12 protein-coding genes are annotated in these 12,919 nt (G+C 51.4%); 9 read left to right on the forward strand and 3 right to left on the reverse strand.

The features are described from left to right. Positions 1 to 12: 12 nt before the first annotated feature. From fusA to rpsL, 3 genes are all read right to left on the reverse strand, one after another. Positions 13 to 2,118, reverse strand: coding sequence for an elongation factor G (fusA, locus tag ACO0LI_RS07545; protein WP_422637204.1), 2,106 nt, complete (start codon positions 2,116 to 2,118; stop codon positions 13 to 15). A gap of 128 nt (positions 2,119 to 2,246) precedes the next feature. Next, positions 2,247 to 2,717 carry a 30S ribosomal protein S7 gene (gene rpsG, locus ACO0LI_RS07550; RefSeq protein WP_186957171.1) on the reverse strand — a complete coding sequence of 157 codons (471 nt, stop codon included), beginning with the start codon at positions 2,715 to 2,717 and terminating at the stop codon, positions 2,247 to 2,249. A gap of 145 nt (positions 2,718 to 2,862) precedes the next feature. Next, the gene (gene rpsL / locus ACO0LI_RS07555; RefSeq protein ID WP_110258019.1) at positions 2,863 to 3,246 is read right to left on the reverse strand and encodes a 30S ribosomal protein S12; all 384 of its coding nucleotides are present in this window, start codon (positions 3,244 to 3,246) and stop codon (positions 2,863 to 2,865) included. Positions 3,247 to 3,798: 552 nt separating this feature from the next. Here rpsL and ACO0LI_RS07560 point away from each other — a divergent pair. From ACO0LI_RS07560 to ACO0LI_RS07600, 9 genes are all read left to right on the forward strand, one after another. Beyond that, complete coding sequence (locus tag ACO0LI_RS07560; RefSeq protein ID WP_423031980.1) at positions 3,799 to 5,757, forward strand: phosphoethanolamine transferase; 1,959 nt, start codon at positions 3,799 to 3,801, stop codon at positions 5,755 to 5,757. Between the two features lie 87 nt (positions 5,758 to 5,844). Continuing rightward, positions 5,845 to 6,969, forward strand: a complete 1,125-nt coding sequence (locus ACO0LI_RS07565; protein ID WP_423031982.1) for an MlaE family ABC transporter permease — start codon at positions 5,845 to 5,847, stop codon at positions 6,967 to 6,969. Further along, on the forward strand, positions 6,969 to 7,760 hold the full coding sequence (locus tag ACO0LI_RS07570; RefSeq protein ID WP_423031984.1) for an ABC transporter ATP-binding protein: 792 nt from the start codon (positions 6,969 to 6,971) through the stop codon (positions 7,758 to 7,760). Before ACO0LI_RS07565 ends, ACO0LI_RS07570 begins: the two co-directional genes overlap by 1 nt. 3 nt (positions 7,761 to 7,763) lie before the next feature. Next, positions 7,764 to 8,705, forward strand: coding sequence for an MlaD family protein (locus ACO0LI_RS07575; RefSeq protein ID WP_422948934.1), 942 nt, complete (start codon positions 7,764 to 7,766; stop codon positions 8,703 to 8,705). Between the two features lie 10 nt (positions 8,706 to 8,715). Beyond that, positions 8,716 to 9,369 carry an ABC-type transport auxiliary lipoprotein family protein gene (locus tag ACO0LI_RS07580; protein WP_423031986.1) on the forward strand — a complete coding sequence of 218 codons (654 nt, stop codon included), beginning with the start codon at positions 8,716 to 8,718 and terminating at the stop codon, positions 9,367 to 9,369. 39 nt (positions 9,370 to 9,408) lie between these two features. Beyond that, a complete protein-coding gene (locus ACO0LI_RS07585) occupies positions 9,409 to 10,596 on the forward strand; it encodes a VanZ family protein (RefSeq protein ID WP_423031988.1) in 1,188 nt (395 codons plus the stop codon). 76 nt (positions 10,597 to 10,672) lie between these two features. Then, positions 10,673 to 10,990 (forward strand): (2Fe-2S) ferredoxin domain-containing protein, encoded by a 318-nt coding sequence (locus ACO0LI_RS07590; RefSeq protein ID WP_423031990.1) that lies wholly within the window; start codon positions 10,673 to 10,675, stop codon positions 10,988 to 10,990. A 13-nt stretch (positions 10,991 to 11,003) separates the two neighbouring features. Continuing rightward, complete coding sequence (locus ACO0LI_RS07595) at positions 11,004 to 11,642, forward strand: alpha/beta hydrolase (protein WP_423031992.1); 639 nt, start codon at positions 11,004 to 11,006, stop codon at positions 11,640 to 11,642. A gap of 100 nt (positions 11,643 to 11,742) precedes the next feature. Next, on the forward strand, positions 11,743 to 12,891 hold the full coding sequence (locus ACO0LI_RS07600) for a D-alanyl-D-alanine carboxypeptidase family protein (RefSeq protein ID WP_422948939.1): 1,149 nt from the start codon (positions 11,743 to 11,745) through the stop codon (positions 12,889 to 12,891). Positions 12,892 to 12,919 lie beyond the last annotated feature (28 nt).

The following is a 12,919-nucleotide window of genomic DNA, read 5'->3' on the forward strand; positions in this document are numbered from 1 at the left end:
TTTGATTCTTTATTACTTAGCTTTGGATGTGACGATAGCGTCAATCACGTTCTTAGGTGCTTCAGAGTAGTGCTTGAATTCCATGGAATACGTTGCACGACCTTGTGTAGCAGAACGCAGGGATGTGGAATAACCAAACATCTCAGACAAAGGCACTTCAGCTTTGATGATCTTGCCACCGCCGCCAGCGATTTCGTCCATACCTTGAACCATACCACGACGTGAAGACAGATCACCCATGACTGTACCAGCGTAGTCTTCAGGTGTTTCTACTTCAACAGCCATCATTGGTTCCAGGATAACTGGGCTTGCTTTACGGCAGCCATCTTTGAACGCCATCGAACCCGCCATACGGAAGGCGTTTTCGTTGGAGTCAACGTCATGGTAGGAACCGAAGAACAATGTGACTTTAACGTCAACAACTGGGTAGCCAGCCAATACACCGGAAGTCAGTGTTTCGCGAACACCTTTTTCAACTGCAGGGATGTATTCGCGTGGAACTGTACCGCCTTTGATCGCGTCAACGAATTCAAAGCCTTTACCTGGTTCTTGCGGTTCGATCTTCAGAACAACGTGACCGTACTGACCACGACCACCGGATTGCTTAACGAATTTACCTTCGATTTCTTCGCAAGTTTTGCGGATAGTTTCGCGGTAAGCAACTTGTGGTTTACCCACTGTCGCTTCAACGTTGAATTCACGCTTCATACGGTCAACGATAATATCCAGATGCAACTCGCCCATACCGGCGATAATTGTTTGACCAGATTCTTCGTCAGTACGTACGCGGAAAGATGGATCTTCAGCGGCCAGACGGTTCAATGCCAGACCCATTTTTTCCTGGTCGGCTTTAGTTTTTGGTTCTACAGCCTGAGAAATAACTGGCTCTGGGAATATCATGCGTTCCAGAACAACGATTGCTTTTTCGTCACACAGCGTATCACCAGTTGTTGTGTCTTTCAGACCAACCACGGCAGCAATATCACCCGCCATCATTTCTTTGATTTCTTCACGTTGGTTCGCGTGCATTTGAACCAGACGGCCGATACGTTCTTTTTTCTCTTTAACAGAGTTGTAAACGCTGTCGCCAGAATTCAAAGTACCGGAGTAGCAACGGATAAAGCACAATTGACCAACGAATGGATCAGTTGCGATTTTGAATGCCAGAGCAGAGAATTTCTCTGTATCTTCAGCTTTACGGACAACTGGCTCGTCATCTTCGTTCACACCAGGAACTGGTGGAATGTCCAATGGGGATGGCAGGTATTCAACAACCGCATCCAACATCGCCTGAACGCCTTTGTTCTTAAATGCAGTACCGCACATCATAGGAACGATTTCAGAAGCGATAGTACGTTGACGCAAAGCAGCTTTGATTTCTTCTTCAGTCAAATCGCCTTCTTCAAGGTATTTGTTCATCAGCTCTTCACTGGCTTCAGCAGCTGCTTCAACCATGTTTTCGCGCCATTTTTGTGCGTCAGCCAACAGGTTTTCAGGAATATCACGGTATTCAAATTTCATACCTTGAGATGCTGCATCCCAAATGATTGCCTTCATCTTGACCAGATCGATAACGCCTTCAAACAGGTCTTCAGCACCGATAGGTACTTGCAGAGGAACTGGGTTGGCTTTCAAACGTGCACGCATTTGATCGTACACTTTGAAGAAGTTCGCGCCAGTACGGTCCATCTTGTTGACGAATGCCAAACGTGGGACTTTGTACTTGTTAGCCTGACGCCATACGGTTTCAGACTGAGGCTGAACGCCACCTACTGCACAGTAAACCATGCAGGCGCCATCCAGAACACGCATGGAACGCTCAACTTCAATAGTGAAGTCAACGTGGCCTGGTGTATCGATGATGTTGATGTGATGTTCTGGGAAGTTGTTCGCCATGCCCTTCCAGAAGCATGTGGTCGCAGCGGAAGTAATGGTAATACCACGTTCCTGCTCTTGCTCCATCCAGTCCATGGTAGCCGCGCCATCATGCACTTCACCAATTTTGTGGTTTACACCTGTGTAAAACAGTACGCGTTCTGTCGTTGTTGTTTTACCGGCATCAATGTGAGCGGAAATACCGATATTGCGGTAGCGCTCAATGGGGGTCTTACGGGCCATAGCTAATCCTAAATCTTTTAATGGACAAAACCGAGCGCATTTTTTTACAAAAATCGCGCCCGGCCTGATTCAAAATACTTGCCAGAGCCGTTGCACTAAAGACATACAACAGCTCCTTACTCTTACTCTTAGAAACGGAAGTGAGAGAAGGCCTTGTTGGCTTCAGCCATACGATGGACTTCATCACGTTTCTTCATTGCGCCGCCGCGGCCTTCTGCGGCTTCCAGCAATTCACCACCCAAACGTTGTGGCATGGATTTTTCGCTACGCTTGTTAGCGGCTTCACGCAACCAACGCATAGACAAAGCCAGACGACGAACTGGGCGCACTTCTACAGGCACCTGGTAGTTCGCGCCACCAACACGGCGGGATTTAACCTCAACCAGTGGCTTGGCGTTGCTGATTGCCAGCGCAAACACTTCCAAAGGATCTTTACCAGATTTTTGTTGGATGTGATCGAATGCGCCGTAGATGATGCCTTCAGCAACAGACTTCTTGCCGGACAACATCAAAACGTTTACAAATTTTGCTACTTCTACATTACCGAATTTTGGATCCGGCAGTACGTCCCGTTTCGGGACCTCACGACGACGTGGCATTTCAATTCCTTTCAATCTTCAGTTGAGCACAAAGCAACATTTTGCTCCACGCTCGCGACAGGCCATCATAACCGGTCACTTACTCGGCTTATTTCCAAACCGACACTGATCCGTAATAGTTTACGGAGATTAAATTACGAGATAATTACTTCTTAACTGCCTTAGCACGCTTAGCACCATATTTGGAGCGAGCTTGCTTACGGTCTTTAACGCCTTGAGTATCCAAAGCACCGCGAACCATATGGTAACGAACACCTGGCAAATCCTTTACACGACCACCGCGCAGCAAAACTACGCTATGTTCTTGCAAGTTATGGCCTTCACCGCCAATGTACGAAATAACTTCGAAACCATTAGTCAGGCGAACTTTGGCAACTTTACGCAAAGCCGAGTTAGGCTTTTTTGGAGTTGTCGTATAAACGCGGGTGCAAACGCCACGTTTTTGCGGGCTGTTTTCCAGCGCCGGCGATTTGCTTTTCACACGTGCAGAAACACGTGGTTGGCGAATCAGTTGATTGATGGTTGGCATCGTTTTTAATCCAACAAAATACAACGTTAAACACAAACCCGGAAACGGTTGCCCGGGAACTTAAAATCATTTTTCAGCCTGAATCCTCAGACCAACCCGACTCAGCCGCCTGCTTTTGCCTGCTTTTTAAGCATTGTCAGCCTGATAAAACCGGGCAAAACAACAATAGCAAATGCAAACCCAAAATCGAGAACTCGCAATTTTATGCTGCCTTGCGCAAGCATGTCAACGCTTTTTATTTCTACAATTCAAGCGCTTAGCTCATTTTGGGGATGTGCGAGCAGCCTTTCAGGGTAGAAAATTTCAGCAGGAAATCAAGGTTTACCGGACAAGGGGAAGGGCTGAATGACTTGCAGGATGTGATTGAAAGGCAAAATATGCTTAAATCTGACGTTCACCGGGTGAATGTGACGTCAATATGACGCCAATCCAAAGTAAATCATTTACTATTTACGCCCTTAAACTGCCGCGTCACGCAAGACCAGGGCCTCAGCATTGATATCCCGGTTTGCCTCAGACTGCGGCCAACCCTGTTGCAAGTACAAAAACACAATGCCCGCCCTGTTTCGCCCAGCCTCGCTGTATTTATTACTCAGTTACCTGCTGATTTCCAGTCTGCCGTTTTTCCCGCTGCTGCAAGGCCAGCCCGTGGAAAAAACCTGGCATCTGCTGGCAATGGAGCTGGTGTCATGGCTGGGGTTTTGGGCTTTGCTGCAAAGGCCACGCTGGTTTCATTACCTGTTGCTGCCTGCCTTCTTTGCCGTACCTGTCGAAGTTTACCTGCGCTTATATTTTGGACAAGGTATCTCTACTCATCACCTGGGTATCATGGTGGAAACCAGCCCTAAAGAAGCGATGGAGTTCCTCGGCAACAAAGTCTGGCTGCTGTTATTACTGGTGATTGCAGTAACGGCCTGGTGGTGGAGCCTGCTACGCGTTGCAAAAACCCATAGTCACCTGGACTGGACACACCGCTCACGCTGGGCAGTATTACTGCTGTTTATCATCGGCATCGCCACCTGGACTTATGGCGAACAGATAGGCGTTGCCAAAGCTGCACCATCTGCCAGTACCAGCAAGGCCAGCTCCAGTGCGGCACCAACTTCAGGGGCAACTTCAAGCTCAAACGCAGCATCAAGCTCAGCCTCAACAGAAGATGAAGAAAAAGACGAAGATGAAGAGGAGGAAGCCAGCGCTTCAGCTTCTGCATCAGCGTCCTCTGCTCCAGCCGCTGATGCAGGCACACTGGCACGCTGGCATGCCAGTCTTAAACAGAACCTGCCACCGCTACCGCAATGGGCCAAAATCCCCTATGACGAAGAAATTTATATACGCAGCTGGCCATTTGGCCTGGTCTTGCGCGGCAATGATTTTTGGGTAGAGCGTGATTACCTGGCCAAACTGTCAGAGAAAAGCCGGGCTTTCCGCTTCCAGGCACATCTGGATGGCAATCCCGCAACGCCGCAAACCATCATCATGGTGATAGGCGAATCCTCACGCTTTGACCGCTGGAGCCTGAATGGCTATGAACGTGACACCAATCCCCTGCTCAAACAAGAGAGCAATCTGGTCAGCTTCAGCGATGTGGTCACTGCTGTCTCTGCCACCCGTTTGTCGGTGCCCATCATCGTCTCGCGCAAACCGGCGGCACAAAGCCTGAAGGCAGGATTTTCTGAAAAATCATTTTTGACGGCTTTCAAGGAGGCCGGCTTCAAGACTTACTGGTTATCCAATCAAATGAGCTTTGGTCAGTTTGATACGCCCACCTCGGTGTTCGCGAAGGAAGCTGATGTCACCCAGTTTTTAAACCTCGGTGGCTTTACCAATAGCTCCAATCTTGACCAGGTCTTGCTGGAACCGATGGCAAATGCCATGCGAGATGCCGCACCGAAAAAACTCATCGTCTTGCATACTCTGGGCAATCACTGGAATTACAGCCATCGCCATCCAAAGTCTTTTGATAACTGGAAACCGTCGCTATACGGGGTTGTCAATCCCGCTTATACCGACCTGAAAAACAAGCAGGCCTTGAATAACAGCTATGACAACTCCATCTTGTATACAGACTGGATGCTGTCAGAAGTCATACAGAAGTTGAAAACCAGCTCGCAGATAACGTCGCTAGTATATATATCTGATCATGGGCAGACCTTGTATGACGGTAGTTGCAACCTGGCTTTTCATGGTCACAATACTGATTATGAATTCCATGTGCCAGCATTGATGTGGTATTCGGATGCGTATCAGGAACACTTCCCTGACAAGGTAGTGCAGTTGCGTTTGCACCAGAAAGCCAGGCTATCGACAGAAAACATTTTTCACAGCCTGCTGGACATGGCGAATATTCGCTACCCGGATGAAAAACTGGAGTGGAGCATACTCAGCAAGCAACTCAAGCCACATACCCGTTATGTCGATAGTTATGGCTGGACCGATTATGACAATGCCACTCTGAAAGGTGATTGCCGCGAAGTCATGGATAAAAAAACCCCTTTGGTACAAGAAAAATAAACTATTGGTATAAAAAACTGATACGAGCTGATTGCCAGGGGGCATTCATTGCAGCAAATGTACTTTCTCACTTACACTTGCAAAAATATGCCTCTTGAGATCGCGCCCACCCTGCAAATCAGTCATCAGCAACAGCCCACTGCCATCGTCGCAGGTGCCTGGCTGGTGCATGCCCTGTCACCACCTGCCACCATGCACGAGATCAGTACCCAGTTAAGCCAGGCTGCCCGTCAGCCTGGGGTACGCTGGGATTTAAGTCAGATCAGCTCGCTCGATCACATCGGTGCGCAAATGTTATGGCGGGCCTGGGGCAAGCAAAGACCGGAACACGTCAATATCCTGCCAGCCCATGAAGGCTTGTTTGCCAGACTGGAAGAAGTCAGCAAAATCCTGGTACCGCGCCCGCCCAAACAAAGGCTGACGCGCATCATGCAGCTCGGCACAAAAGTGCTGGGCCTGTTCCAGCATTTATACAGCTTCACTGCCCTGCTAGGCCAGCTCATGCTGGATTTGCTGCGCTTTGTCCGCCACCCCATCAAAGCACCATGGAAAGAATTGTCGGCCAACATCTATCACACAGGTACGCAGGCACTCGGCATTACAGCCCTGGTCGGCATACTGATAGGCGTGGTGTTGTCGTATCTGTCGGCCCAGCAATTGCGCACCTTTGGTGGTGACCTGTATATCGTCAATATCCTGGGCATGAGTATCATCCGTGAACTGGGGCCCATGCTGGCGGCGATCCTGGTGGCTGGACGTTCGGGCTCTGCCATTACGGCGCAACTCGGTGTCATGCGGGTGACGGAAGAACTGGATGCCATGCGCGTCATGGGCATACCGCAGGGATTTCGCCTGATCATGCCCAAGGTACTGGCGCTGGCCATTGCCATGCCCCTGCTGGTGATCTGGACAGATATCATGGCATTGACGGGCGGCATGATCTCGGCCCAGGCTTTGCTGGGCATGTCACCAGAATTTTTCATCTATAAATTACCAGAGGTCGTGCCGTTGCTGAATTTCTGGATAGGTCTGTCCAAAGGCATCACCTTCGGCATACTGATCGCGCTGATCGCTTGCCACTATGGCTTGCGCATAGAACCAAATACCGAGAGCCTGGGGCGCGGCACCACCAGTTCCGTGGTGGTTGCTATCACGGTAGTCATCATCGCCGATGCCATATTCGCCATTATCTTCAGCAAGGCAGGTTACTGATGACGAGCGAAAACATCATAGAAATCCGCGATCTGCGCACCCAGTTTGGCCGCGCCGTAGTGCATGACGGGCTGGAACTGAATGTCAAACGTGGCGAAATTCTTTCCATTGTCGGCGGCTCAGGTTCGGGCAAGACGGTGCTGATGCGGCAGATGCTGGGGCTGGAAACACCGGCGCGTGGCAGCATCAAGGTATTTGGTGAAGACTTGCATGATCCGCAGGCGCGGCATCTCAATTATTTGCGCAAGCGTTCCGGCATGCTGTTCCAGCATGGCGCCCTGTATTCTGCCCTGAGCGTATTCGACAATGTCGCCCAACCCATGCGTGAACTGGGTACGCTGCCGGAAGACCTGATCAATGATCTGGTTTATCTGAAGCTGCACATGGTTGATATTGCCTTTGAACATGCGCGCAAGATGCCCGCCGATTTGTCAGGCGGCATGATCAAACGCATTGCGCTGGCGCGTGCACTGGCATTGGACCCGGAGTTGTTATTCCTTGATGAGCCAACAGCGGGGCTGGACCCCGACCGCTCAGACAGCTTTGTTGAACTGATCTTATCGCTGCACCAGCAATTGCACCTGACCGTGATCATGGTGACACATGACCTGGACAGCCTGTTTGCTCTCTCCAGCCGGATTGCCGTGCTGGCAGAAAAACATGTCGTTACCATAGGCACACCGAGAGAAGTCGTGGCTTACCAACATCCATTCATACGCAGTTTCTTCCTTGGCGGGCGCGGCGAGCGCGCCATGGAAGCACTACCACCCCAAACGCATCAGGAGATATAAGCGATGGAAAACAGATCTCATGCGCTCATGGCAGGCTTTTTTACCATTGCCCTGCTGACACTCACAACCGTATTGGCTATCTGGCTGGGACGCGACAAAATCAAGCGCATACCTTACGACGTGGTCACATCATCGGCAGTGTCCGGGCTGAACCTGCAGGCAGCAGTGCGCTACAAGGGCATCAAGGTCGGCAATGTCACTGATATTGATTTTGATGACAATAATCCGGGGCAAATCATCCTGCGCCTGGAAATCATCCCGGATGCGCCTGTCACCAGCTCCACCTATGCAACCTTGGGCTATCAGGGCGTTACCGGCATCGCTTTCGTGCAACTGGATGATGAAGGCACATCCAAACAGTTACTGGTAGCCAACCATAAGCCTGACGTGGTGCCACGCATACCCATGCGCCCGGGCATGATGCAAAACCTCGAAAAACGCGGCCAGGCCATCTTGGCCCAGGCAGAAGAACTGACGCGCAGGCTCAATACCATGCTCGATCCGGCCAATCAAAAATCGCTGATGACTGCGGTAGAGAACATGGGCCAGGCCGCTACTGCATGGAAAGAGTTGCCAGCCAAATTTGAACCCACTCTGGCGCGCCTGCCGGAGCTGGCAGACCAGGCCAAAATGACCATGGTTGAAGTACGCACCCTGTCTGGCAATGTCGGCAAGCTCAGCAACAACCTGAATCAACTGACCACCAGCCTGCAGGCAGAAGATGGCCCTTTGGCAAAATTCAATCTGGTCATGGACAATGTAGGCAACAGCCTGATCCTGGACACCCTGCCCAAGGTACAAAGCGTGGCAGGTGATGCAAAATCCAGCCTGCGCTCTTTTGGCCGCCTGTCAGATTCACTCAAGGAAAGGCCGCAAAGCCTTTTGTTTGGCAATCCCGCCCCTGCACCTGGCCCGGGCGAGCCTGGCTTTGTCGCTCCCAAGTAAAGGAATCCGTATGAGCTATCCTGCATTTTTTCGCCACTTCAGTAAATTCGGCAACACTGGCGCGACCGCATTTTCACTATTTGCCCTGTCCTTGCTGACTTTGCTATCTGCATGTAGCAGTAAACCGGTAGTACAACAGTCCCAGCAATATGATTTTGGCCCGCTTGTTGTGGTTGCACCCACACAACCCAGTCCTGCGAAATTTCAGATCAGTATTGCGGAAATCAACATAGCACCAGCGCTGGACAGCAATGCCATGTTATACAGACTGCAATATGACAATGTGCAGCAACTCAAGGCCTATTCCCTGCACCGCTGGAGCATGCCGCCCGCGCAACTGCTGGCACAAAGACTGAAAGCCGGTCTGGTGGCGCAAGGTGCCGATGTATTGGCAAATACCGATGGCGCCGCCAACCTGCCGGTATTGCGCCTGGAGCTTGATGAATTTTCCCAGATATTCACCACAGCTAACCAAAGCGACGCCCAAATCAGCCTGCGCGCATCTGTCATCAAGGGACACAAGCTGATTGCGCAGAAAAGCTTTCAGCAAAAAGTTGCAGCAACGACCGCCGATGCACCTGGTGGCGCGAGGGCGATGCGCGAAGCTGCCGATGCCAGCATCAACGACATCCAGGCCTGGATCGTGGGCCTGCCTTTAAAATAAGCTGACAACACAAGCCTATTGCTCCCTGAAACCAAGCGCATGCAGCCAGATCACAGTCAGGCACTACCAGATACACCAACTGGTGAGCCCATCAGTCCTCCAGCCAGCGAACAACTGCAAAGCTTGCGCAGTTCGCCGTTTGCCAGGGTGAGCCTGGTTGCCTATCTGTTTCTGATCATCTATGCGAGCTGGTATCCGTTTACCGGCTGGCAAACCAATAGCTGGGCAGCGCTACCTGAACTGATCAAGCAATGGCCACGTTACTGGGGTGGCTTCGACGCCGCTATCAATGTGGTGGGTTATATCCCTTTTGGCATGCTCATCGTATTTGCACTTTACCCTCTGGTCAGACGCTGGTGGGCTGCCTTGCTGGCAACACTGGCCGGTGCACTGTTATCGGCTACGGCAGAAATAGTGCAAAACTTCTTGCCCAGCCGGGTGACTTCCTTACTGGATTTTTTGACGAATAGCTCAGGTGCCATGCTGGGCGCGATACTGGGTGCCCTGCTGACGCCACTGATACTGGAAAAAGGCCGCCTGCAATTATTGCGCAAGCAATGGACATATAAGGAATCCAGCCGCGAAATCCTGGTACTGGGCTTGTGGACCATGGCACAGATTTATCCCCAGGCCTATCTGTTTGGCCTGGGCCAGGTCTTGCCCGTGATTTCGCAAACCCTGAGTGAGCTGATGGACATGGATATTGATATCAGTGCCTTCCTGCTGCAGGGCTTTGAGCTCAGTGCAGAGGAGTACCTGTTATCAGAAACCATTATCACCGCTTGCAGTTGCACCGGTGCCCTGCTGATTTGCCTGAGTCTGCTGAACCGCCATGCACCTAAAACCATTTTGTCAGTCTTGCTACTGGGTGCGGCATTGACGATCAAGGCACTGGCCAGCGCCCTGCTGTTCAAACCTGAATATGCATTTGCCTGGCTGACCCCTGGTGCGCGTGGTGGTTTGCTGATCAGCATCATTATGCTGTACGGTTTTTCTTTTGCCCCGGCCCATGTACAAAAGCGCCTTGCCTTGCTGATGCTGACGATATCGCTGATCGTCATCAACCTGGTTTCGGACAATCCCTACTTTGCGGCGACGATGCAAACCTGGGTACAGGGCAAGTTTTTGAACTTCAATGGCGCGGCGCAATTCCTGTCTTTGTTCTGGCCGTTTCTGGCAATCTGGGCGCTATTACGCAAGCCGCGCCCGGCGGTAAAAGTCACCTGACTGCACAATTGCAGTATCATAGCGGGCAACAAGCGCCATCACCCGGTGGCGGTATCAACCGCAGGCTGGATATCTTATGTCTGAAGAACTTTATTTTCAAAAGCACGTCTTTTTTTGCCTGAATCAACGCGAAGATGGCCGCCCTTGCTGTGCAGAACGTGGTGCGCAAGCCGCCCAGGAACATGCAAAACGCCGCGTCAAACAACTGAACATGAGTGGCCAGGGAAAAATCCGCATCAATAAAGCAGGTTGTCTCGACCGTTGCGAAGAAGGCCCGGTCCTCGTGGTTTACCCACAAGGCACCTGGTATACCTTTGTCGATCAATCCGATATTGATGAAATCATTGATGTTGACCTGATAGGCGGCGGTGTCGTCGAACGTTTGAAAGTCTGAGGGTTTAATTATCATGAATGCCCAGACTGAACACTTCTCTCTCCAGGGCGCGGCAGGCAATTTGCAATGCGCGCTGGACTTGCCTGATCCTGAAACACATGCCGCCCCGATAGGCCTGGCACTGGTAGCCCACCCGCATCCGCTATATGGCGGCACCATGGACAACAAGGTAGCGCAAACCCTGGCGCGTGCCTTTACCGCACTGGGTTATGTCGCAGTACGCATGAACTTTCGCGGGGTCGATCAGTCCCAGGGTGTATATGATGCCGGGATAGGTGAAACTGACGATATGGAAATCTTGCTCAACAGCATGCGTGCACGTTTCCCGGATTTGCCCCTGGCGTTGGCGGGCTTCTCATTTGGTACCTTTGTACAGGCCCGCCTGCAACAACGTTTGCAAGAGAATGGCAAGCCGGCAGAACGCTTGGCACTGGTTGGTGCAGCAGCAGGCAAATGGGATATGCCCGCGATACCGTCAAATACTATCCTCGTGCATGGTGAGCTCGATGAAACCATCCCCCTTTCTGCCGTGCTGGACTGGCTGCGCCCGCAAGACATACCAGTCACCGTCATACCTGGTGCAGACCATTTCTTCCATCGTCGCCTGCACCATATCAAACAACATATCATCAGCATGTGGGATAAAGCCTGATGATGTCACCGCCAGATTCCATGCAGACAACAGCTGACCATGCATCTGGCGAGCCCACTACTATTCGTTTTTTGTCACCCTTTGTTTTACTAGTTCATCAATGAAAAAATTCCTCGCCTCAATTGCCGTCTCGCTGCTGACCATGACAGCCGCAGTCGCGCAAACCCTGCCTTCACCTACCATTGCTTCCAAAGCCTGGCTCTTGCTTGATGCCACCAGCAACCAGGTCATCGCCGCACAAGAACCCACCATGAGCGTAGAGCCAGCCTCGCTGACCAAGATCATGACGGCCTATCTGGTGTTTTCTGCGCTCAAGGACAAGAAGCTGGATCTGAACCAGAGCATCAATGTTTCTACCCGCGCCTGGAAAGTCGATGGCAGCAGTTCAAAGATGTTTATTGAACCGAACAAGCCAGTCACCATCAATGAATTGCTGTATGGCCTGATCGTACAATCTGGCAATGATGCCGCCGTTGCCCTGGCAGAAGCCGTAGCCGGTAGTGAAGAAGCCTTTGTCGTGCAAATGAACCGTGAAGCTGAGCGCATGGGCCTGAAGGCCACCCGCTTTGCCAACCCACATGGTTTGCCCAGCAAGGACAATTACTCAACCGCACAGGATTTGTCCAACCTGGCGGCGCGACTGATCATTGATCACCCTGAGTTCTACAAGACCTATTACTCCACCAAGAGCTATACCTATAACAAGATCACCCAGCCTAACCGCAACCGCCTGCTGATGCTCGACCCTACGGTCGATGGCATGAAAACCGGCCATACTACTGGTGGTGGCTATAGCCTGATCTCGTCGGCCAACCGTCCGAATGGTACGGGCCAGCGCCGCCTGATCTCGGTCGTTATCGGCACCGAAAGTGACTCAGTACGTGCGCAAGAAAGTTTGAAATTGCTGAACTGGGGCTACCTGAACTTTGAAACCCTGAAGTTGTATGACAAAGGCCAGGCGATTGCCACGCCAGAAGTCTGGAAAGGCACGCAACCTCAGGTCAAGATAGGTTTTGACCGCGAGCTGTATATCACATTGCCCAAAGGCTCTGCCGCCAAACTGAAGCCTGCACTGGAACGCAAAGACCCGCTGGTCGCACCGATTGCCTTGAACAGCAAGGTCGGCGTCATGAAAGTCATGCTCGATGGCAAAGCCGTTGCCGAAGTACCGGTGATTGCACTTGAACAAGTCAACCAGGCCAGCATCTTTGGCCGTGCCTGGGATTCAATACGCCTGATGTTCAAGTAATTATTGAGCAGCTTGACCAGGGCTGATG

Source organism: Undibacterium sp. Tian12W (assembly GCF_049339405.1).
In the GTDB taxonomy this organism is placed as follows: Bacteria; Pseudomonadota; Gammaproteobacteria; order Burkholderiales; family Burkholderiaceae_D; genus Undibacterium.

Coding starts and splice junctions, on each gene's coding strand:
- ACO0LI_RS07595 (WP_423031992.1), top strand. CDS start 11,004: ATGAATGCCCAGACTGAACACTTCTCTCTCCAGGGCGCGGCAGGCAAT.
- ACO0LI_RS07575 (WP_422948934.1), top strand. CDS start 7,764: ATGGAAAACAGATCTCATGCGCTCATGGCAGGCTTTTTTACCATTGCC.
- ACO0LI_RS07580 (WP_423031986.1), top strand. CDS start 8,716: ATGAGCTATCCTGCATTTTTTCGCCACTTCAGTAAATTCGGCAACACT.
- rpsG (WP_186957171.1), bottom strand. CDS start 2,717: ATGCCACGTCGTCGTGAGGTCCCGAAACGGGACGTACTGCCGGATCCA.
- ACO0LI_RS07570 (WP_423031984.1), top strand. CDS start 6,969: ATGACGAGCGAAAACATCATAGAAATCCGCGATCTGCGCACCCAGTTT.
- fusA (WP_422637204.1), bottom strand. CDS start 2,118: ATGGCCCGTAAGACCCCCATTGAGCGCTACCGCAATATCGGTATTTCC.
- ACO0LI_RS07585 (WP_423031988.1), top strand. CDS start 9,409: ATGCAGCCAGATCACAGTCAGGCACTACCAGATACACCAACTGGTGAG.
- ACO0LI_RS07565 (WP_423031982.1), top strand. CDS start 5,845: ATGCCTCTTGAGATCGCGCCCACCCTGCAAATCAGTCATCAGCAACAG.
- rpsL (WP_110258019.1), bottom strand. CDS start 3,246: ATGCCAACCATCAATCAACTGATTCGCCAACCACGTGTTTCTGCACGT.
- ACO0LI_RS07600 (WP_422948939.1), top strand. CDS start 11,743: ATGAAAAAATTCCTCGCCTCAATTGCCGTCTCGCTGCTGACCATGACA.
- ACO0LI_RS07560 (WP_423031980.1), top strand. CDS start 3,799: ATGCCCGCCCTGTTTCGCCCAGCCTCGCTGTATTTATTACTCAGTTAC.
- ACO0LI_RS07590 (WP_423031990.1), top strand. CDS start 10,673: ATGTCTGAAGAACTTTATTTTCAAAAGCACGTCTTTTTTTGCCTGAAT.